Source organism: Streptomyces sp. NPDC039430 (genome assembly GCF_055639435.1).
The window spans coordinates 53,096-72,908 of record NZ_JBVKAK010000010.1 but is presented as its reverse complement, the minus strand read 5'-3'; the positions used below and the strand labels follow the sequence as shown (position 1 = coordinate 72,908).

Annotated in this window: 22 protein-coding genes and 1 pseudogene; 6 read left to right on the top strand and 17 right to left on the bottom strand. The window is 71.5% G+C overall.

Annotated features, from left to right (window positions below; translation table 11 throughout):
• Nucleotides 1–81: 81 nt before the first annotated feature.
• Nucleotides 82–675 (top strand): TetR/AcrR family transcriptional regulator, encoded by a 594-nt coding sequence (locus tag ACZ7LS_RS24830; protein WP_382523893.1) that lies wholly within the window; start codon nt 82–84, stop codon nt 673–675.
• A 122-nt stretch (nt 676–797) separates the two neighbouring features.
• On the opposite strand, the gene ACZ7LS_RS24825 is transcribed toward ACZ7LS_RS24830, so the two are convergent.
• Nucleotides 798–1,592, bottom strand: coding sequence for a TetR/AcrR family transcriptional regulator (locus ACZ7LS_RS24825; protein WP_382523890.1), 795 nt, complete (start codon nt 1,590–1,592; stop codon nt 798–800).
• A 120-nt stretch (nt 1,593–1,712) separates the two neighbouring features.
• Here ACZ7LS_RS24825 and ACZ7LS_RS24820 point away from each other — a divergent pair, with 120 nt between their 5' ends.
• Nucleotides 1,713–2,729: an ATP-binding cassette domain-containing protein gene (locus ACZ7LS_RS24820; RefSeq protein ID WP_385135317.1), complete on the top strand. Its 1,017-nt coding sequence runs from the start codon at nt 1,713–1,715 to the stop codon at nt 2,727–2,729.
• A complete protein-coding gene (locus ACZ7LS_RS24815) occupies nt 2,722–3,489 on the top strand; it encodes an ABC transporter permease (protein ID WP_385135282.1) in 768 nt (255 codons plus the stop codon). Before ACZ7LS_RS24820 ends, ACZ7LS_RS24815 begins: the two co-directional genes overlap by 8 nt.
• Here the strand turns inward: ACZ7LS_RS24815 and ACZ7LS_RS24810 are convergent.
• The 3 genes from ACZ7LS_RS24810 to ACZ7LS_RS24800 form a co-directional block, all read right to left on the bottom strand.
• Nucleotides 3,470–4,708: a phosphotransferase gene (locus tag ACZ7LS_RS24810; RefSeq protein ID WP_385341624.1), complete on the bottom strand. Its 1,239-nt coding sequence runs from the start codon at nt 4,706–4,708 to the stop codon at nt 3,470–3,472. The genes ACZ7LS_RS24815 and ACZ7LS_RS24810 overlap by 20 nt on opposite strands.
• A gap of 185 nt (nt 4,709–4,893) precedes the next feature.
• On the bottom strand, nt 4,894–5,736 hold the full coding sequence (locus ACZ7LS_RS24805) for an HAD family hydrolase (protein ID WP_385135279.1): 843 nt from the start codon (nt 5,734–5,736) through the stop codon (nt 4,894–4,896).
• 97 nt (nt 5,737–5,833) lie between these two features.
• A complete protein-coding gene (locus ACZ7LS_RS24800; RefSeq protein ID WP_382523878.1) occupies nt 5,834–6,778 on the bottom strand; it encodes a winged helix-turn-helix domain-containing protein in 945 nt (314 codons plus the stop codon).
• A gap of 213 nt (nt 6,779–6,991) precedes the next feature.
• On the opposite strand from ACZ7LS_RS24800, the gene ACZ7LS_RS24795 reads away from it, so the two are divergent.
• Entirely contained in the window at nt 6,992–7,183 is a 192-nt protein-coding gene (locus ACZ7LS_RS24795; RefSeq protein WP_382523876.1) for a hypothetical protein, read from the top strand.
• 158 nt (nt 7,184–7,341) lie between these two features.
• Here ACZ7LS_RS24795 and ACZ7LS_RS24790 read toward each other — a convergent pair whose 3' ends face one another.
• From ACZ7LS_RS24790 to ACZ7LS_RS24780, 3 genes are all read right to left on the bottom strand, one after another.
• Nucleotides 7,342–8,583 carry a GNAT family N-acetyltransferase gene (locus ACZ7LS_RS24790; protein WP_385135277.1) on the bottom strand — a complete coding sequence of 414 codons (1,242 nt, stop codon included), beginning with the start codon at nt 8,581–8,583 and terminating at the stop codon, nt 7,342–7,344.
• 71 nt (nt 8,584–8,654) lie between these two features.
• Nucleotides 8,655–9,629, bottom strand: a complete 975-nt coding sequence (locus ACZ7LS_RS24785) for an asparaginase (RefSeq protein ID WP_385135275.1) — start codon at nt 9,627–9,629, stop codon at nt 8,655–8,657.
• A gap of 166 nt (nt 9,630–9,795) precedes the next feature.
• Nucleotides 9,796–10,473 (bottom strand): RsiG family protein, encoded by a 678-nt coding sequence (locus ACZ7LS_RS24780; protein WP_382523867.1) that lies wholly within the window; start codon nt 10,471–10,473, stop codon nt 9,796–9,798.
• Between the two features lie 167 nt (nt 10,474–10,640).
• Here ACZ7LS_RS24780 and dtd point away from each other — a divergent pair, with 167 nt between their 5' ends.
• A complete protein-coding gene (dtd, locus tag ACZ7LS_RS24775; protein WP_129767978.1) occupies nt 10,641–11,078 on the top strand; it encodes a D-aminoacyl-tRNA deacylase in 438 nt (145 codons plus the stop codon).
• 139 nt (nt 11,079–11,217) lie between these two features.
• On the opposite strand, the gene ygfZ is transcribed toward dtd, so the two are convergent.
• The 3 genes from ygfZ to ACZ7LS_RS24760 all read right to left on the bottom strand — a co-directional run bounded on the left by ygfZ (nt 11,218) and on the right by ACZ7LS_RS24760 (nt 13,284).
• Nucleotides 11,218–12,183 carry a CAF17-like 4Fe-4S cluster assembly/insertion protein YgfZ gene (ygfZ, locus tag ACZ7LS_RS24770; RefSeq protein ID WP_382667079.1) on the bottom strand — a complete coding sequence of 322 codons (966 nt, stop codon included), beginning with the start codon at nt 12,181–12,183 and terminating at the stop codon, nt 11,218–11,220.
• Between the two features lie 10 nt (nt 12,184–12,193).
• Nucleotides 12,194–12,631 carry a Fur family transcriptional regulator gene (locus ACZ7LS_RS24765; RefSeq protein ID WP_382523861.1) on the bottom strand — a complete coding sequence of 146 codons (438 nt, stop codon included), beginning with the start codon at nt 12,629–12,631 and terminating at the stop codon, nt 12,194–12,196.
• Nucleotides 12,632–12,711: 80 nt separating this feature from the next.
• Nucleotides 12,712–13,284, bottom strand: coding sequence for a heme-binding beta-barrel domain-containing protein (locus ACZ7LS_RS24760; protein ID WP_382523859.1), 573 nt, complete (start codon nt 13,282–13,284; stop codon nt 12,712–12,714).
• 341 nt (nt 13,285–13,625) lie between these two features.
• On the opposite strand from ACZ7LS_RS24760, the gene ACZ7LS_RS24755 reads away from it, so the two are divergent.
• A complete protein-coding gene (locus tag ACZ7LS_RS24755; protein WP_030353446.1) occupies nt 13,626–13,994 on the top strand; it encodes a DsrE family protein in 369 nt (122 codons plus the stop codon).
• On the opposite strand, the gene ACZ7LS_RS24750 is transcribed toward ACZ7LS_RS24755, so the two are convergent.
• The 7 genes and pseudogenes from ACZ7LS_RS24750 to ACZ7LS_RS24720 form a co-directional block, all read right to left on the bottom strand.
• A complete protein-coding gene (locus tag ACZ7LS_RS24750; RefSeq protein WP_382523839.1) occupies nt 13,988–14,371 on the bottom strand; it encodes a DUF3099 domain-containing protein in 384 nt (127 codons plus the stop codon). The genes ACZ7LS_RS24755 and ACZ7LS_RS24750 overlap by 7 nt on opposite strands.
• Nucleotides 14,372–14,497: 126 nt before the next feature.
• Nucleotides 14,498–14,785 (bottom strand): DUF1416 domain-containing protein, encoded by a 288-nt coding sequence (locus ACZ7LS_RS24745; RefSeq protein ID WP_093594878.1) that lies wholly within the window; start codon nt 14,783–14,785, stop codon nt 14,498–14,500.
• Between the two features lie 29 nt (nt 14,786–14,814).
• Complete coding sequence (locus ACZ7LS_RS24740; RefSeq protein ID WP_129767972.1) at nt 14,815–15,654, bottom strand: sulfurtransferase; 840 nt, start codon at nt 15,652–15,654, stop codon at nt 14,815–14,817.
• Between the two features lie 572 nt (nt 15,655–16,226).
• Nucleotides 16,227–16,976, bottom strand: a complete 750-nt coding sequence (locus tag ACZ7LS_RS24735) for an LmeA family phospholipid-binding protein (protein ID WP_382667086.1) — start codon at nt 16,974–16,976, stop codon at nt 16,227–16,229.
• A 213-nt stretch (nt 16,977–17,189) separates the two neighbouring features.
• Nucleotides 17,190–18,647 carry a hypothetical protein gene (locus ACZ7LS_RS24730; RefSeq protein ID WP_385135271.1) on the bottom strand — a complete coding sequence of 486 codons (1,458 nt, stop codon included), beginning with the start codon at nt 18,645–18,647 and terminating at the stop codon, nt 17,190–17,192.
• Nucleotides 18,648–18,657: 10 nt separating this feature from the next.
• The gene (locus tag ACZ7LS_RS24725) at nt 18,658–18,912 is read right to left on the bottom strand and encodes a MoaD/ThiS family protein (protein ID WP_165840681.1); all 255 of its coding nucleotides are present in this window, start codon (nt 18,910–18,912) and stop codon (nt 18,658–18,660) included.
• A 45-nt stretch (nt 18,913–18,957) separates the two neighbouring features.
• Nucleotides 18,958–19,791, bottom strand: a pseudogene (locus ACZ7LS_RS24720) (alpha/beta hydrolase); the annotation flags it as partial.
• Nucleotides 19,792–19,813 lie beyond the last annotated feature (22 nt).

Below are 19,813 nucleotides of genomic sequence, written 5' to 3'. Positions count from 1 at the left end.
TGGAACGGACTGGTACCGTAACAGGGAGTGGAGGGCCCAGCGGTGGAGGGCCCGTATCGGACCGGACGTCACGGAGCAGGCATGGCATCGACCGCCGGAAGGCCGAGCAGAGTGGCGAAACTGCCGCCTCGCGAGCGCATCCTCGACGCGGCGGAGGAGCTCTTCCAGAGCGAGGGGATCCGGCGGGTGGGCGTCCAGGCGATCGCCGAGAGGGCCGAGACCACCAAAATGGCGATCTACCGGCACTTCGGAACCAAGGACGCGCTGGTCGCGGAGTGGCTGCGGATCGTCGCCGCCGAATACCAGGCGGCCTTCGACCGGGTCGAGGCCGCATACCCCGGCCGGCCGGGGGAGCAGATCCTCGGCATGGCCCGCTTCATCGCCGAGGGACTGCCGGCGATCTCGCACCGGGGCTGCCCGTTCATCAACTCCATCGCCGAACTGCCCGACCGCTCCCATCCCGCACGGCAGGTGATCGAGGAGCACAAGGCCCGCCAGACCCGCAGACTGGTCGGCATGTGCGCGGGGGCCGGGCTGCCCGACCCCGAGCAGGCCGCGGCCGAGATCACCTTCATCCTCGAAGGCGCGCAGGTCAGCACGCAGAACGGAAGCATCGACCAGACGGGGGACCGGCTGATGAGGATCGTCCAGGCGATCGTGGATCAGCACCGCTAGGCGTATCGCCAGGCGCTGTCCTCAGAATCCCGGGGGAGCGTCGCGGGCGACCACCGGCCGGCCGCCCCGTCCCCGCGTCACCGCCCCGTCCCCGCGTCACTGCCCCGGTCCCCGTCCCCGCGTTACCGCTCCTGCCTCCGCATCAGCGCCTCGACCCCGTCCAGCACGCAGTTGAGGCCGAAGGTGAAGTCCACGTCCGGGTCGTCCTCGCCGCTCAGGCCACCGGACGCCAGCAGTTCCGCGACCGCCGGGTAGCGGGCCGGGTCGGCCAGTCTGCGGAGGGTGCGTTCGTAGCCGGCCATGACCTGCCGGGACGAGAAGCCGCTCGCCTTGATGGCCGTGTCCAGTTCGGACATCAGCGTCGCCTCGTTCCGTACGAAGCCGTTGACCAGCAGGATCACCGACAGTTTCGTGCCGTCGTCCAGATCCGTGCCGGCCAGGGCACCGAGGCCCAGCTCCCACCACGCCACCGAGTTGGGGGTGGCGGGCGGACCCGAGATCGGGATGCGCAGCGCCCAGAGGTTCCGGTGGTACGCCTCGCGCTGCGCCCAGGCCCATTGGGACAGCGCCTCGCGCCAGCCGGTGCCGGGGGGCGGCGGGGCAGGGGGCTCGCCGATGGCCGCCTCCTGCATCAGGACGTACAGCTCGTCCTTGGCCGCGACATAGCGGTACAGCGACATCGTGGAGGCGCCCAGTTCCTTGGCGACCCGCCCCATGGAGACCGCGCCGAGCCCTTCCGCCCGCGCGATGCCGACCGCCGCGTCGACGATCCGCGTCAGGCCGATGCCGGGCTTGGGTCCTTTGGACGGGCGCTCGCGCAGCCCCCAGGCGGCCTCGATGCTGGCGGGCAGCCCCGTCCCGGCCCCATCACCGTCGTCGCCGGCGCCGCCACCGGCGCCGTCACCGCGGTCCGTCATCGTCTCCGCCCTTCTCCGCCCACTCCCCGCTTGACGTCCATCCTAGTAATGCGTAACTCTTACACAGTAACGCGTATGTCATACGCAATAGATCTGGGACAGGTCAGCAGCACCAGGGGGATGTCCATGACGTCACAACCAGCCATCGAGGCCCTCGGCCTCGAAAAGTCGTACGGAACCGGAAACGCGCGGGTGAGAGTCCTGCGCGGCATTGATCTCCGGGTCGAACGCGGCACGGTCTTCGCGCTCCTCGGCCCCAACGGCGCGGGCAAGACAACAGCCGTACGGATCCTCTCCACCCTCACCACCGCCGACCGCGGCACCGCCAGGGTCGCCGGGTACGACGTCGTCGCCGACCGGCGCCGGGTACGCGGCGCCATCAGCCTGACCGGGCAGTTCGCCGCCGTGGACGAGAAGCAGACCGGCGAGGAGAACCTCCGCATGATGGCCCGCCTCAGCGGGCTCTCCAGGGCCGGCGCCCGCCGCCGCGCCGCCGCGCTCCTCGACCGGTTCGGTCTCGCCGACGCGGGCGGCAGGCTCGCCGTCACCTACTCCGGCGGCATGCGGCGCCGGCTCGATCTGGCCGCCGGCCTGGTCGGCGACCCCCAGGTGGTCTTCCTGGACGAGCCGACCACCGGCCTGGACCCGCGCAGCCGCCAGGAGCTGTGGCAGGTCGTACGGGATCTCTCCGCGCGGGGCGCCACCGTCTTCCTCACCACCCAATACCTGGAGGAGGCCGACCAGTTGGCGGGCCGTATCGCCGTGGTCGACCACGGCCGGGTGGTCGCCGAGGGTACGGCGGAGGAGCTGAAGAACCGCGTCGCGGGCCACCGCCTCGACCTCGTGCTGACCAGCCGCGAGGCCTATCTCCGCCTGGCGTCCCGGGCCGTCCACCACGCGCCGGAGAGCCTCACGCTCGGGCTGCCGACCGACGGCACCGCGGCGCGGGTGCGCGCCCTGCTGGACGAGATCGATCCGGACGGTACGGAGGTGGCGCGCTTCGCGCTCCGCGGCGCCACCCTCGACGACGTCTTCCTCGCGCTGACGGGCGCGGCCCCGGCCCCGGACCCGGGCCCGGACCGGGACCCGGACCCGGCGACCGGTCACCACACGGAGCAGGAGCCCACCCATGTCTGACGCGCTCGCGTCGTCCCGTACGCACGCCCTCACCATGGCCGGCCGCGGCATCCGTCTCAGCAGACGCAATATCGACGCCGTCATCACCGCGATGATGCTGCCGATCATGCTGATGCTGATCTTCGTCTACCTCTTCGGCGGCGCCATCGACACCGGTACGCGGTACGTCACGTACGTCGTCCCCGGCGTCCTGCTCCTGTGCGCCGGTTTCGGCTCGGCCGGCACGGCCGTGAGCGTCAGCGAGGACATGAAGGGCGGGATCATCGACCGCTTCCGCTCCCTCGACATCGGCGGTACCTCGATCCTCGCCGGGCATGTCACGGCGAGCGTCGCCCGTAACGTCGTCTCGACGGCCCTCGTGCTCGGCGTCGCCCTCCTGATCGGCTTCCGCCCGTCGGCCACCCCCGCCGCCGCGCTCGCCGCCGCCGGCATCCTGTTCGCCTTCATCGTGGCCATCTCCTGGCTCTCTGCGGCGATCGGCCTGCTCGCCAAGTCCCCCGAGGCAGCGAGTGGGTTCACCTTCTTCATGATGTTCCTGCCCTACCCGAGCAGCGCCTTCGTCCCGATCGACACGATGCCGGACTGGCTCCACGGCTTCGCCGACCACCAGCCGGTCACACCGGTCATCGAGTCCCTGCGCGGACTGCTGCTGGGGCTGCCGGTCGGCTCGGCCCCCTGGGTGGCGCTGGCGTGGTGCGCCGGGTTCCTGGTGCTGGCGCTCGGGCTGTCGAGGGTGCTGTTCAGGGTGCGGACGGCGTGAGGGCCCCGGGCGGCCGGGCCGTACGGAACCAGTTCCGGTACGCGGCCACCACCTGCCGGTACGAAGGCACCCCGGCCGCCCCGGCCGACCCGGCGGCCCCGGCCGGCTCCGGCTCCTGATCCGCGCCGCCTGACGTGTCCCGGGCCGCCGCCAGCACGCGCTGGATCCGCCAGGCGGCCCGGGGCAGCGCCCCCCGTGCCCGGCCCCGCGCCTCGCCGAGCAGCAGCGCCGTGCGAATCACGTCCGTATAGACGGACTGGACGCGTTTGTACGCGAGGAGCAGCGGGAGATCGTCCTCCCAGCCGTACGAACTCCCCTCCCTGGCCCGCTCCACCGCCCGCTGCCACCGGCGCACGACCCCGGCCTCCTCCCGCCGCGGATAGCGCATCAGATGGAGATGGGTGGCGAGGTCGTAGAGCGGGTCGCCGATCATGGCGAGTTCCCAGTCGATGATCCACAGATCGCCGTGCCGGTCGACGATCAGGTTCTTCCTGTGCAGATCGCAGTGGAGGAGCGAGAAGGGGCGGCGACGCAGCCCGACGGCCCGCTTCCGCAGCCGGACGAGCGCTTCGGCACCGACGCCCAGCTCCTCGAAGAGCCGCTGATACGGCTCGCCGTGGCGCCGGTAGACCTGGTCCTCGGTGAATCCGATCAGCCGGTCGAGGAAGGCGGCCGAATCCCCGTCGTCCGTACGGTCGCCCGGCGCGCAGACCCGCTTCACCTCGCGCTCTTCCAGCGCCTTCGGATCGATGGACACCAGCTCGTGGAAGAACCGCTCCAGTTGGTCGTGGTGACGGCGGGACAGCCCGCGGCCCGGCAGGCACCGGCCCGGCAGATCGCGGCCCGGCAGGCGGCGGGCGCCGGCGTCCAGTGTCACGCCCTCGATGAAGCCCTGGAGATGGACGCCCCCGCCGACCTCGATGATCTCCGGAATCCGGGTGACGCGCCCCTGGAGCGCGGTGAGCAGCAGATCCTCCGAGGCGAAGCACCGCCGGTCGAACCAGAGCAGCCCCGGCCTGGGCGCGCGCAGTTTGGCGCGCGCGAACCGTGCGCTCAGCTCGCTCTCCTCCGGCAGCGGAAAGGCGTAGGTCTCATGGTGATAGCCGTTGAGCGGGCCGATGACCCGCCGGCTGTCGCGGCTCAGCTCGCCCGCTCGCAGACGGACCTCGGATGCCGGTGCCGCATCGGCTGTCATCGCGCGTATGCCCTCGGTGCTCATGATCATGATGCCGTCGGCGGTCCCGCTCACCGGGCCGCCGGGGCCCGTCCCACAGGCGGCCCCAGACGCGGAACGTACCTCTCCGAGGGGCGTGGCGGTGGGAAGTTATGCCATCTTCACCAACTCGGACCAGCGCGTCGTGGCAGCTGACACACCGTACCGGACAGGAATTCGACGATGCCGCGCTACGGCAGTCGGCCATCTCTGCTGAGTTGGTCGGCCAGTGCGGCCAACTCCTGCGCGCTCCGGGGAAGTTCGTCGGCCACCACGCGCGCCCCCACCTCGTACAGCACCTCGCTCTTGCTCTCACGCGTCGCGTATCCGAGGAACCGGATGCCGAGCTGCTTCGCCGCGAGGAAGTCGGCCACCGCGTCCCCGATCATCACCGACTCCCCGGCCGCCGCGCCGGTCGACGCGAGGGCCCGCGCCAGGCAGTCGGGGTGCGGCTTGAGCCTGCGGGGATCGTGCGGGTCGTGCGTACGGCCGTGGATGTGCGGGCCGAAGCAGTCGGCGAGACCGGTCCGTTCGAGATAACGCCGCACCGCACGCGGTGAGTTGTTGGTCGTCACCGCCAGGACGACGCCCGCGTCGCCGAGCGCCCGTATCAGCTCCGCCGCTCCCGGGGACGGTACGGCGGACTCCGTCGCCAGGACCTCTTCCTCGGTGAGCCGCGCCTCCAGCCCGGACACCAGCGCGCTGCCCGGATCCAGCTCCCCCACCGCCCGCAGGATGACCTGCGGATCGGTCACGGGACCGCCGTCCTCGGCCCGTACGAGGCGGCGCACCCCGGCGGGCAGCCAGTCGAGCAGCCGGCCGGCCACCCCGGGCGCCGGGTGGTTGCGGAAGAGCGCGCAGACAGGTCCGTCGAAGTCGAAGAGCACGCACCTGACCGAATCCGGCGCGGCGATCGAATCGGGCGGTGCCAGCGCGCCGAGCGGCGCCATCGCGTCGAGCGGCGCCATCGGGTCGAGCGGCGCCAGCGCGTCGAGCGGCGCCAGCGCGTCGAGCGGGTCGAGCGGGTCGGTCACGTCGCTCCGTCCGTCGGGGCGGAGGGCGGGCGGGCAGCACCTCCGGACCCCATCTTCCCCCAACCGCTCCCCCGAAGCGGGCAGTCGGCGCCCGGCGTCAGCCCAGCGCGAGATCCGTGGCGATCGTGTCCCAGAGGGCGTCGAACCACGCCTGCGACTCCGCCACGAACGCCTCGTCCCGTCGCAGTCGCGTCTCCCCCGACACGAAGGAGAACAGCGGCGACTTGTCCCCCAGCGCGTCATACATCTCCACGGACGTCCGCCCGATCTCGGCCTCGCGCACCGTGACCTTGTAGTACGCGAGCAGCGCCTCCGTGCCGTTGAGCACATACAGCTTGACGGACGGGGTGAACGGCAGCGCCTTGAACCGTACGTCCACATCGATGCCCGCCGAGCGCATCCCCACCAGATGGTCGCTCAGTACCGTGCCGTGCGAGTTGCGCTGCTGGAGCCAGCGCTGATGGACGAGATCGCCCTCGTCGGGGTGGGTGTCCGCGGTGCTGACCGAGCGCGGGAAGGCCAGCTCGATGTCCCGGTTGGGCAGCAGCACCCGGACGGTGACACTGCTCGGCGCCACGGAACGGTCCTGGATCCGCAGCCGCTGCTCCCCGAGAGCCGCGCTCAGGGACTCGGCGGTCAGGCAGAGGGCGTCGACCCGTACGTGGTCGGCCCGGAACGCCTCCGTGATCCGGGGCCGCAGCGCCACCATGGTCTCCTGGGGCGCCTCATCGGCGCCGACGCCGACGGTGCCCACCGCCCCCGCCACGCCTGCCACGCCCGTCCCACCCGCCCCGCCCGCCGCGCGCGGGACGGCGGAACGGTCGGCGATACGCGGCGGAGCACCCCTGGTGACCTCGGTCAGCAGCCCGTCCTCCTGAAGGCTGCGCAGGGCGCGGCGGATCACCCCGCGCTGCACCCCGAACGTCTCGACCAGGCTCTTCTGTGTCGGTATGGGCTGACCCGCGGCCAGCTCGCCCGACTCGATACGGGCGCGCAGAGCCCCGGCCACCTCCTCCGACGTGGGCTTCCCGATGCCGTTCACAGCGGCGCTCCCACTCTCTGAGGTCACCTCGTCACCCTGTCATCCCTCCACGTTACAACTTCCTGCCATCCAAGGGGAGTTGTCGGGGAAGTTGTCAACGCAGTTGTTTATGGATCGCGCCACAGCGGGACAACTCCCTTGGTTGGCTAATAGTTGGCGACCAACTAGGGCCAAGTCCGCTGCGAGTTCTCCGCCTTCGAAGGAGCCGCCGCCATGCCTCTGCTCGCACTCGTCATCGCAACCTTCGGCCTCGGACTTGAGCAATTGGTCCAGTGGCGCTTCGGCCCCATGGGCATCGTCGCACTCGTCCTGCTCAGTATCGGGATCAAGTCCAGGAACAGCACGTGCGCGGGGATCGGCGCGGTGGTCCTGGTCCTGCTGGTCATGCGTCCGGGCCCGGGATGATGTCCGGGCCCGGCGAGATCCCGCGGCGCGTCCGAACCCCGAGTCCGAACTCCGAGTCCGAACTCCGAGTCCGAACCCCGAGTCCGAACCCCGAGTCCGGGGTCCGGGGTCCGGGGTCCGGGGTCCGGAAGGCATCCGGCGTCAGAAGCCGTCCGGCGTCAGAAGATGTCCGGGCACCAGGGGCGCCGCGCCGTACGGAACAGCGTCTCCGCGACCGCCGCCGCCCCCGGCCGCTCCTCGGTCAGCAGACCGAGCGCCGCGAGCGTCACCGCCGACTCGCCCCCCAGGTACAGCGCGCCCAGCTCCCGCACGTCCAGCGCGATGTCCGGCGACTCCGTGGTCGGCGTACAGACCCCGCCCTCCGGCGTCCCCTCCAGCCGGAAGCGCCCGCCCGCCAGACCGTCCTTGTCGTGGATCTCCAGCGTCAGCGTGGCCGGCACGGCGTACGTACGCGCCTCCAGGGCCCGTACGGTGTCGAGGATCCGCACCCACAGGAAGTCCGCCTGCGTCACGATGCGCGCGGCGCGCGGGTCCGGGAGGAACCGGGTCAGCAGATCGTCCGCGGCACGGTGCCCCGTCCTGACCGTGGTGACCCAGTCGATCGAGCAGACGAAGCGCCACAGCGCGCTCTCCGCCGCCGGGGTCAGCGCGATCAGCTTCCGCACCGACACGGTGTTCAGCGGCTGCTTGGTGTCATCCCAGCGCTCGTCACTGGCGTAGGTGACCAGGCCCTCGACCTCACCGGCCGCCGAGCGGTACACCGCGTTGAAGGGCTCCGTCCACGGCTGGTTGCTCACCGCCTGGCCGGTGTTGGCGCGCCACCACTGGCCGTCACGGCTGACCGCGCCTGGCTGGCGCACCCGGAAGCCCTCATGGAGCTCCGGGCCGGTCTTCCGTACGTCCGCGAGGTCGATCAGATCGATCCTGCCGCCGTCGCCCGGCCCCGGCCACCGCGGGTCAAGCCCCGTACGCGCCAACTCGATCGCCCACTCCGTGACCGAGGTGGCGTGGCCGAACCCGTACCGTCCGTAGATCGGGTACTCGGCGGCGATCAGCGTGGCGACGGCGTCCCCGCGCTCCTTCGCCGCCGCCAGGTCCGCGGCCATCATCCGGCCGAGCAGGCCGCGCCGGCGGTGGGTGGGCGACACGGTCACGTTGGTCACCGCGTCGGCGGGAAGCACCGCGCCGCCGACGGCCGTGAGCTGCTGCTCGAAGGTCCGGAAGGTGGCGACACAGCGCCCGTCGTCGAAGACCCCTCGCGTACGGGCCAGATCGAAGTGGCCGAGCTTGTCCGCCACATACTCGTCCGGGACGTGCGGCGACCGGAGGAACCCGGTGTCAACGGCCCGCAACCAGTCGGGAAGCTCGGATTCGGTGACCGTACGGACGTCAAGGCTCATGGCCGTCACGCTAGGCGGTCCCGGTGGCCCGCCGCACCCCGATTTTCACCGGGTCCCCGGCACCCGCCGGCTCAGAACGCGGCGCGCACCGCGCCGACCTCCACACCGCCGCCGAGCAGCGGCGCCCGTCCGATCCGGCCCAGCACCTCGGCCTCCACGCCCAGCAGTTGGAGCGCCCGCGCCAGGACGGGCCCCAGCGCCCTGACCCCGCCGTCCTCGATCTTGAAGGCCAGCGCACGGCCGTCCGGCAGCGCCACCGCCTGGACCGCCTCCGCGCCCGTCTTGGCGAGCGTGCCCGGTACCTCCGCCATCAGCCACGTGTCGGACCTGCGCGTCCCCCCGACGTACTCGGGGTGGGCGCGCATCGCGTCCGCCACCCGGCACTCGGCGGACCCCGGAGCGGCGAGCACGAAGTGACGGAAGGCACGGGCGAGACCGGTGAGGCTGATCGCCATCAGCGGGGCGCCGCAGCCGTCCCTGCCGATCGTGGAAACCCGCTCGGCCGCCGTCTCCTCGATCACCGCCCGGACGAGCTTCTGCAGCGGATGCTCCGGGTCGAGATAGCTCTCCGTCGGCCAGCCGTTGCGTACGCAGGCCGCCAGCATCGCCGTGTGCTTGCCCGAACAGTTCATGACGATCCGGTCCCGCACCCCGCCTCCGGCGAGATACGCCTCCGCCTCGACGCGGTCGACCGGCAGATCCGGCGGCGTCCGCAGATCGTCGGCCGTCAGCCCGTGCTCGGCGAGCATCGTACGGACGAGGGCGAGATGGAACTCCTCGCCCGAGTGGCTCGCCGCCGCCAGCGCCAGCCGCTCCCCGGACAGCTCCACCCCGGCCCGCAGCACGGCCGCGGCCTGCATCGGCTTGTTGCTGGAACGGGGGAAGACCGGCGCCTCGGGGTCACCGAGCTCCAGCTCGACGGTGCCGTCCGCCGCCAGCAGCACCAGCGTTCCCCGGTGACTGCCCTCGACAAAGCCGGAGCGTACGACCTCGGCGAGAACCGGCGGCACGACCGGGGATATGACGTGGGGACTGGAGGACATCATCGGCCTTCCGGGGGCTGGGGTACCCGCTCGCGCGGTCCGGCACGGATCCGCGCGGATCCGCCTGGATCCGCCTGGATCCGCCTGGATCAACAGTGATCAGCGGGCGGTTCGGACGGTGCGGAACGGTACGGATCCACACAGAATCAGGCGGGCCCACACGGAATCACTACGTCAGCAGGTCGTCCACCTGGGCTTCACCCTCACGGTACCTGCGGGCGATCTCCGCGCTGCAGTCGTCCGCCGTCCGCTGCAGCTGATGGCGGCGGCGCGAGAGCTGCTGCTCGTTGCGGACCAGCCGCCCCATCGCCGTGTGCAACTCCTCGTCCGTACGCGCCGCCAGATCCGACAGCTCCACCTCGGCGAGCGTCTCGGCGGCCAGCAGGCGGTACTCCTCGCTGCGCGGTGTGGAGAGCGTGACATGGCGGGCGGACGAGCGGTGCCGCGAGGGCGAGTCGGCCAGGATCTCCGACAGCCGGTCGACCACCGGCGTCTCCGGGGCGGTACGGCGGGCCAGTTCGGCCCGCAGGATGTCGATCCGGCCCTGGAGCAGCCGCCGCAGATAGCTCAGATCGGCCTCGTCCCGCTGCGAGTCACGGCGCAGCGCGCGCAGTTCGGGCAGCCGCAGCACACCGAAGTCGTACGGCCGGGGCGCGGGCAGCGTGCCCTCACCGCCGGTCCGCTGCACGGGCGGCCGGGGCCCCCCGCCCCCCGGGCCCGCTGCCGGCCCCACCGCTCCCGGCCCGTGGTCCGCACCAGGACCGGCGGCCGGTCCGCTGCCTGTCCCGGTGGTCGTACGGGTCGTCGGTACGGGACCGGGCGGCTGCCCGGCGCCAGATGTGCTCATCGCGCGTACTTCCCCTCACTCCGCTGGAGAGACCCCTGCCCCGATCCGCTGGGAACCCCCATCCCTCGACAGGTACGCAGAACGCACCGCCTCCGTGCATCGTGCCACTCCCACGGCCACGCGTGCGGGCACTCTGCACCCGTTCGGCCCCCGATAGGTTGGTCCGTATGCGTGCAGTGGTGCAGAGAGTCGACGGCGCGAGCGTCGTGGCCGTCACGGAGTCCGGACCGGAAACCGTCGGCGAGATCATCGGTGAGGGCTTGTGTGTGCTGGTGGGAGTGACCCACGAGGACACCGTGGAGCAGGCGGAACGGCTGGCCCGCAAGCTCTGGTCGATACGGATGCTGGAGGGCGAGAAGTCCTGTTCAGAGGTGAACGCGCCGCTCCTGGTGATCTCGCAGTTCACTCTCTACGGGGACGCCCGGAAGGGCCGCCGCCCCACCTGGAACGCGGCGGCACCCGGCCCGGTGGCCGAACCGCTGGTGGACGAGGTGGTGGCACAGCTGCGCGCGCTGGGCGCGACGGTGGAGACGGGCCGGTTCGGAGCGGAGATGCGCGTCTCGCTCACGAATCACGGCCCGTTCACGGTGCTGCTGGACATGTGAGGCGCGGGGGTGCGGCGCCGCGGAGACCGGCGACGAGGCGCGAGCCCGTAGCGGAAGGAATCCACTACGGGCTCGCCAGAAGGAACCCGCTACGGGCCCGGCGGAGAGAAACGACCACGGGCCGGGCGGCAGGGATCCGCTACGCCTCGACCACCGTCTCCTGCGCCGCAGCCGTGTCCCCGGCCAGCAGTTCCGCGTCCAGCGGCACATTGCGCTTGATCAGGGCCAGCGCGATCGGCCCCAGCTCGTGATGGCGGGCCGAGGTGGTGATGAAGCCCAGCTGGCGCCCCTCGGCACCGTCCGCGGCGAGCCGGACCGGCGTACCGTGCCCCGGCAGATGGACATCGCTGCCGTCCAGGTGCAGGAAGACCAGCCGGCGCGGCGGCTTTCCCAGGTTCTGGACGCGGGCCACCGTCTCCTGGCCCCGGTAGCAGCCCTTGTCGAGATGCACGGCCGTACCGATCAGCCCCACCTCGTGCGGGATGGTGCGGTGGTCGGTCTCGAAGCCGAGGCGCGGCCGGTGGCCCTCGACGCGCAGCGCCTCGTACGCGAGGACGCCGGCGACGGGGCCGTGCGCGGCGGCGTACGACTCCAGGTCGGCGCGGGGCAGGAACAGATCCCGGCCGTACGGGGTCTCCCGTACGGCCACGCCCTCGGGCGCCTCGGCGATGGAGCCCGCCGGCAGATGGACGACGGCGATGTCATCCGTACGGTCCGCGACCTCGACCCGGTAGAAGAACTTCATCGACTCCAGGTAGGCGATCAGCGCCTCCCGCGTGCCGGGCTCGACATGCGCCCAGACCGTCTCGCCGTCGTCCACGAGATACAGCGCGTGCTCGATATGGCCGTTCGGGGAGAGGATCAACGCCTCGGTGGCCCGGCCGACGGGCAGTTCGCTGACGTGCTGGGTGAGCAGCAGATGCAGCCAGCTCAGCCGGTCGTCCCCGGTGACGGTGACGACTCCGCGATGCGAGAGATCCACCAGCCCCGTGCCGTCGGCGAGGGCCCGTTGCTCACGGAACAGGTCACCGTAGTGTGCGGCGACACCTTCGTCCGGTCCTTCGGCGGCGACGGCTCCGGGCAGGGACAGCAGAGGGCTCTTCATACTGATCAGCCTACGACTCGCCGTTCGCGGCGCGAGCGGCGCAGTTCCGGCACCGGCCGAAGATCGCGAAGTGCTTCATGTCCGTCGTGAACCCGAAGTCCTCGCGCAGCTTGGCGGTGAACTCCGCGGCCACCTCGACATCCGCCTCGATGACATGCGTGCAGTCCCGGCAGACCAGGTGGATGTGGTGGTGCCGGTCGGCGAGGTGGTACGTGGGAGCGCCGTGCCCGAGATGGGCGTGCGAGACGAGGCCCAGCTCCTCCAGCAGCTCCAGCGTCCGGTAGACGGTGGAGATGTTCACACCGGAGGCGGTCCTGCGCACCTCGCACAGGATGTCGTCGGGTGTCGCGTGCTCCAGGGAGTCGACAGCTTCGAGCACAAGCTGTCGCTGAGGGGTCAGCCGGTACCCACGCTGCCGCAGGTCACTCTTCCAGTCGGTGCTCACCACGCCCCCAGTGTAGGCAGGCGCGGCGGGGAGGCGGCTCTACTTGGCGGAGGCGGCTCTACTCGAAGAGGGCGATGCCGTCGTCACTTGAAGAAGGCGATGCCGTCGTCCGGGAGGTCGCCGAGGTCCTTGGCCCATGCCTCGACCTGGTCCGGGGACACGACCTTCTTCAGATGCGCCGACATGTACGGGCGCAGCGGCACCTCGGGGGTGGACTTCTCGCCCACCCACATCAGGTCGCCCTTCACATAGCCGTACAGCCGCTTGCCACCGCTGTAGGGCCCGGAGGCCGCCGTACGGGCCACCGCGTCGGTCACCAGGTCGATCTGCGGCTTCTGGTCGGCCAGCTCGCCGTACCAGACCTCCACCACACCCTGGTCCCTGACCATCACGACCTCGACCTTGCGGTCCTTGTCGATCCGCCAGTAGCCGGCCTCGGACTCGATCGGCCTGATCTTCCTGCCCTCGTCGTCGAGCGCCCAGGTGTGCGAGACGTACTCGACGAAGTCCCGGCCGTCGTGGCTGAAGGTGACCTCCTGGCCGAAGTTGGCCTTCTCGTCACCGGGGAAGTCGAAGACACCGACGCCCTCCCAGTTGCCGAGGAGGAAGGCGAGGGGAACAAGGTCCGGGTGCAGGTCGGACGGGATCTCGATCATGAGCGGCTCAGGCGATCTGTAGGGGTGAGTACGGGGTGAGCGGCGTGCGGCGACCGGCGCGAGGCGTCAGCGCTGACCCTGGTACAGCTTCTTCACGGCCAGAACGGTGAAGGCGAGCACGCCGACGCAGACGAGGACCAGCAGGGAAGTGAAGAAAGCCTCAAGCACGGAGTGCTCCTCGGATGAGCGGAATGAGCGGTAAGGGCCGGGCCCAGCCTAATGGGTGGGGGCCGGGCCCTCTCGGCGAGGTACTCCGAGGCACCCGGGGACGCTCCGGGACGCCCGGGAACGCCCGGGGTGACGAGCAAGTGGTCGTATCCGCGCGGATTAGAGTGCCGCGTATGCACTCCGCGAAGAAGCTCGTGATCAAGGTGACCGCCGGGGCCGACGCCCCCGAGCGCTGCTCCCAGGCCTTCACGGTGGCGGCGGTCGCCGTGGCCAGTGGCGTGGAGGTCTCGTTGTGGCTGACCGGCGAGTCCGCCTGGTTCGCGTTGCCCGGCCGGGCGGCGGAGTTCGAGCTGCCGCACTCCGCGCCGCTTCCCGAACTCATCGAGTCGATCCAGGCGGCGGGCCTGATCACGCTGTGCACGCAGTGCGCCGCCCGGCGGGACATCACGGAGAAGGACGTGCTCGACGGGGTACGGATCGCCGGGGCGCAGGTCTTCGTCAGCGAGATCATGGCGGACGGCGTGCAGGCGCTCGTCTACTGACGGCGTGCTCCGGGGGCACGGGTACCCGGCGGCGGCTTCCCGTCCGGTCTGCCGCCCTGCCCCTCCCCCTGCTCTGCTCCGCGCTGCTGCTCACCCGGGCGCTCATGGTGCTTCCCGTGGCGCGTTCTGTGGTCCAGCTCGTCCAGCCACTTCTCGGACTCGGACGGCTCGCCCTCGGGCGGATCGTCCCACCAGTGGTCGGTCTTGTCCTTGGTGTTGCCCACGATCGCGGCCATCGGCGGGATGAGCATCGCGACGAGGCAGAGACCGACGGCGGCCGGTACCGACCAGTCGCGCACGAAGGTCCAGGCGGAGACGAAGAGGACCAGGCATCCGCCCATGAGCAGAAAGTACCGACGACGGCGTCGCGCGTACATGTGCTCAGTGTACGACCGGGAATGCCCGGAGATGCCCGGATCCGCCGGCTCTCCCCGCCGTACGGCACGCACCGCGGGGAGGGCCGCACCCGTGAGGTGCGGCCCTCCCCGTCGGAAGAGCGGAGCTCAGACCGCGATCGCGACCTCGGAGAGGCCCCCGGTCTGCGCGACGACCGTACGGTCCGCCGTCGCGCCCGGCACGAGGGCGCGCACCGTCCAGGTGCCCTCGGCAGCGTAGAAGCGGAACTGGCCGGTCGCCGACGTCGGGACCTCCGCGGTGAACTCTCCGGTCGAGTCCAGCAGGCGTACGTAACCGGTGACGGGCTCGCCGTCACGGGTCACGGAACCCTGGATGGTGGTCTCGCCGGGCTTGATCGTCGAAGCGTCGGGGCCGCCGGCCTGTGCTCCACACATACTGTTCAGTCCTCCGGGTCGGGGCGTGATTACTTGTTGGCGCCGAGCTCGATCGGCACACCGACGAGCGAGCCGTACTCGGTCCACGAGCCGTCGTAGTTCTTGACGTTCTCGACACCGAGCAGCTCGTGCAGCACGAACCAGGTGAGCGCGGAGCGCTCGCCGATACGGCAGTACGCGACGGTGTCCTTGGTCAGGTCGACCTGCTCCTCGGCGTACAGCTCCTTCAGCTCGTCGTCCGACTTGAAGGTGCCGTCGTCGTTGGCGTTCTTGGACCACGGGATGTTGCGCGCGGTCGGGATGTGGCCCGGACGCTGCGACTGCTCCTGCGGGAGGTGCGCCGGAGCGAGCAGCTTGCCGCTGAACTCGTCGGGCGAGCGCACGTCGACCAGGTTCTGCGTGCCGATCGCGGCGACCGCGTCGTCACGGAAGGCGCGGATCGAGGTGTTCTGGGCCTTGGCCTTGTACGTGGTGGCGGCGCGCGTCGGGACGGCGTCGACCAGGTCGCGGGAGTCCAGCTCCCACTTCTTGCGGCCGCCGTCGAGAAGCTTCACGGAGTCGTGCCCGTACAGCTTGAAGTACCAGTAGGCGTAGGACGCGAACCAGTTGTTGTTGCCGCCGTAGAGGATGACGGTGTCGTCGTTGGCGATGCCCTTGGCCGACAGGAGCTTCTCGAAGCCCTCCTGGTCGACGAAGTCACGGCGGACCGGGTCCTGGAGGTCCTTCTTCCAGTCGATCCTGACAGCGTTCTTGATGTGGTTCTTGTCGTAGGCCGAGGTGTCCTCGTCGACCTCGACGATGACCACCTTCGGGTCGTCGATGTGGGCCTCGACCCAGTCGGCGTCTACCAGGACGTCGCTGCGGCTCATGCTGTTCTCCTCCGGGGCAGTGTGCGGCGGGGTGCTGCGAGGTGGGGGCGCGGCCGCCGCCACGGCTTCCTGGCACGGGGCCCGGCCTGCGTACGGCGCGCGAGTGGCCCTGAGAGACTCGAAGGGCCCGGCGGGGAAACGGGACGCGAATGTCCCGCTCAGACGGTGCGACAGAGCATGGCGGCGACGCGGCACAGGTCAACTGCCCGCCGCTTCGTGAAGTCCGCCTGTTGCTTCATACGTCCGATCGTAGGGACGTCCCGGCGGACATGTCACCGGTGTGTCACATGCTGAGACTCGATCGTCCAGAAAGCGAGACGATCCTATGGTCGGGGCGGTGTCCGCCGACCGGCCGGGGGTCGGCGTCCCGCTGTCATCTGAGGGACGGACGCCGACGTCTCACCATCCGGTTACCCGCCGTCCGGAGCCCGCTAACCCGCAGCTCACGGTCAGCCGTTTCAGGCCCGGGGCGGCGGGGCGCTCGGGCCGGCGCGCTCGCAGTCGCGACCGGCACGCTCGCAGTCGCGGTCGTGGTCGTGGTCGTGGCCGGCGCGCTCGCGGCCGGCCCGCGGTCAGCCGGTGAGGGAGATGTCCGTCCCGGCGCCGGAGAAGTGCAGACCGTCCTCGGCCGCCGTGACCTGGTCGAGCTTGACGGTCGACGGCAGTCCGTCGATCTTGAGGTCGTAATCGATCACCTCACGCACCTGCTCGTCCATGCCGGGCACGGGCAGTTCGGGAAGGGACGCGGCCTTCAGCCGGACCGTGTCACCGCCGTCCAGCGTCACCGTGCTGTACGCCGTGACGCTCCGGGTGCCCAGCAGGGCCTTGACGGTGTCCGGGATCTCGATGCCCGCGCCCTCCAGCACGTCCGTCAGCGACCCCGAGAGCTTGACCTGCCCCTTCGCCGCCCGCTCGGCCCCGGCGTAACCGACGGTCGCGCCCTTCGGCGCCGACTTGGCGAGGTCCGCGTACGAGATGCGCGCCGAGCCGGTGGCCTGTCCCGCGACGGCGGACGAGAAACTGCTGTCGATCTTGACGTCCTTCAGCTCCGCCTTCACCTGGGTCACCCGGACCGCGTGGCCGTCGGCCGTGGCGTTGACGCCGTCGAGGCCGATCTCCACCTCGTCGATCGAGGTGCCGAGGACCTGGGTCAGGAAGGGGAAGCCCTTGATGGAGACGTCGGGCTGGGAGCTCAGTCCAGCGCTCGACCTGACGCGGTCGGCGACCTCGCTCTCGGCGAAGTACACCGCCGCCCGGTCCGCGGCGACGAACAGTCCGCCGAAGATCACGACGAATATCAGCAGTATTCGCAGTGCGCGCATGGTTCCGTGACCCCCACCTTGATCGGTTCTGCCCCCTGACGACCGTGAGCGTAACGCCAGTCGGGTGGGCCGCTTCTCGGACTGATCGACGTCCGGCGCGCCCGTACGGTTCCCCGCCGCGCCCCGCCCGGCCGTGCGTCACGCGCGGCTCGGACCCCATCGGGCCCGAGCGGTCATGCCCCTGGGCGGCCGGGCCCAGGGGCAGGCTCCGGCTCAGGCCAGCACGCGGCCCAGCAGATAGACGGCGGGGGCGGCCGCCGTGAGCGGCAGCGCCACTCCGGCGGTCATGTGCACGAAACGGGACGGATAGTCGTAGCTCGCCGCGCGCAGCCCGACCAGCGCGCAGACCCCCGCGCCGAGCCCCAGCAGCGCGCCCTGGCTGCCCAGGTCCGTCATCCCGCCCGCCACGATCCCGGCGCCCGCGCCGGCCAGCAGGGCCACCACGACGGAGACGAACCCCGGCAGCGGAAGGGCACGGGCCACGGTGGCCGCGGCGACCGCGACCCCACCGACCGCCACCGCGTCCGGCTGGGCCGCGAGATGGCCGGTGGCGAGGATGGCGAGCGCGGCCGAGGCGACGGTGGCCATCAGGCCCGTCATCCGCTCGTCGGAGCTCGCGCGGCTGCGCAGTTGCAGGACGACGACCAGCAGCACCCACACACCGAGCGTGCCGATGATCGCGGCGGGGGCGTGCTCCTTGCCCGCCGCGAGCAGAACGACATCGGCGGTGATCCCGCCGAGGAAGGCGAGCGCGATGCCCTGCCTGGCCGGCCACATCCCGTTCAGCCGGAACCAGCCGGCCGCCGTGACGGCCTGGAGCAGGACGAGCGGGACGAGCAGCGCGTACGGCCCGATCGCCGCGCCGCCGGCCAGCAGCAGGCCGAGCAGAGCGGTCAGCCCGGCGGGCTGGATGCCCGGCGGGATGATCGGCGAGCGGCCCTCGGCACGGGCGCGCTGGGCGTCGGTGATGCGGGCGTTGCCCATGGTGGTGGGCGCGCTGTAGCCGTCGGCGGAGCCGGGAGGGGTGGTCCCGGGAGCCGGGGTGACGGGAGCCGCGGCGGCCGGGGCGGGAGCCTGGGGCGCGTACGGCGCCGAGGCGGCGGGCGACGGCATCCCCGGCGACGACCCCGACGGCACCTCCGGAGGAAGCGGATAGGCGCCCTGCGGCGGCAGATACGCGGTGTCGGCGGCAGCGGCCTGCTGGTGCTGGTGCTGGTGCTGCTGCTGCTGATACCCGTGGCCGTGGGCCTGGCCCTGCTGCGAAGGGTGGTACTGGCCCTGCGGCTGCACGTACTGGCCCTGCGACTGGACGTGCTGTGGCTGAACGGGCTGTGGCTGAACGGGCTGGCCCTGCGACTGGACGTGCGGCTGGTACTGGGTGTCCCAGGTCTGGCCTTCCCACGTCTGCGCGGCGGGCTCCTGGTGGGCCTCCGGCCGGTACTGGGGCTCGGCCCAGCCCTGCGAGGCGCCCGGATCCTGGTACGCCCCGTCCGCGCCGTAGGACGGCTGCCGCGGGCGCCCGTACTGGTCGTACGGGGCCTGGTTCCCGATCTGGTCCCCGTACGCCCCCTGGCCCTGGCCCTCGCTACGCCCCTGGCCCTGGCCGTGCCCCTGGCCCCGGTCCCCGTACCCGCCCTGACCGTACCGATACTGCTGATCGTCGTCGCTCATATGCTGCGGTTCACCCTCCTGCGAACGGCGGGAGCACCTCGACCGTGCCGCCCTCGGCAAGCCGTACGGTCTCATGCCCGCGGGTCCCCACGGGGTCACCGTCGACGATGAAGGAACACCTCTGGAGTACGCGGACCAGCTCGCCCGGGTGCCTCACCCGCGCGGCGGCCAGCGCGTCCGCCAGGTTGTCCGCCGCGTACGGCTCCTCCGCGGTGCCCGCGGCGGCCTTGGCCGCGGCCCAGTAGCGGATCGTGCCCGATGCCATGGCGGCGCTCCTTTCGTCGGCTCCCATGATGGCCGACGGCCCGCGCGCCTCCGTCAGCCACTCCCCGAGACGGGCCAGCAGCGCGTCGTCGGCGGCGTTCTCGGCGTGCCCCATGCCCGGCTCCAGCCATAGTTCGGCCGCGCCCGGCGCCGCGGCTCCGGCCAGCGCGCGGGGGTGGTCCAGCGGGAAGTACGGGTCGCGGTCGCCGTGGACGACGAGCAGCGGCACCGGCGCGATCAGCGGGACGGACTCGACCGGGGAGAGCGGCACCGGGTCCCACTGCCGGTCATGGATACGTGTATGCAATCCGTAGCGGCCCACCAGCCGCCCCAGGGGCCGCGTCACCACCCAGTGCAGGCGCCGCATCGGGGCCGTTCCCCGGTAGTACCAGCGCGCGGGGGCACTCACGGCGGCCACGGCGTCGGTCCGCGCACCTGTGCGCCCCCTGTGCGACGCGGCATGGCGCAGCACCACGGAGCCGCCCATGGAGAAGCCGACGGTCGCGACACGCGCATGGCCCAGCGCGCGGGCCCATTCCACGGCCGCCGCCAGATCGAGGATCTCGCGGTCGCCGACCGTCGAGCGCCCGCCCGAACGGCCGTGCCCGCGGAACGAGAAGGTGACGACGGCCGCACGCTGCGCGAACGCCCGCGCCGCCCGTCGTACGGCCGGCCCGTCGACTGATCCGGTGAACCCATGTGCGAGCACGATCGCGGTCCCGCCGCCCGCCCGGAAATCCTGCCCGAAACCCGCCGTACACGGCTCGTACACCGCCTCGATGGGGACCCCGTCCGCGGTCCTGAGGACCGTGCGCCGGGTGCCCCGGGCACCCGGGGAATCTGGTGATCTGCGGGATTGACCCTCTGTCGCCGAGCACATGTGGGTTATTCTGCTGCGAAGA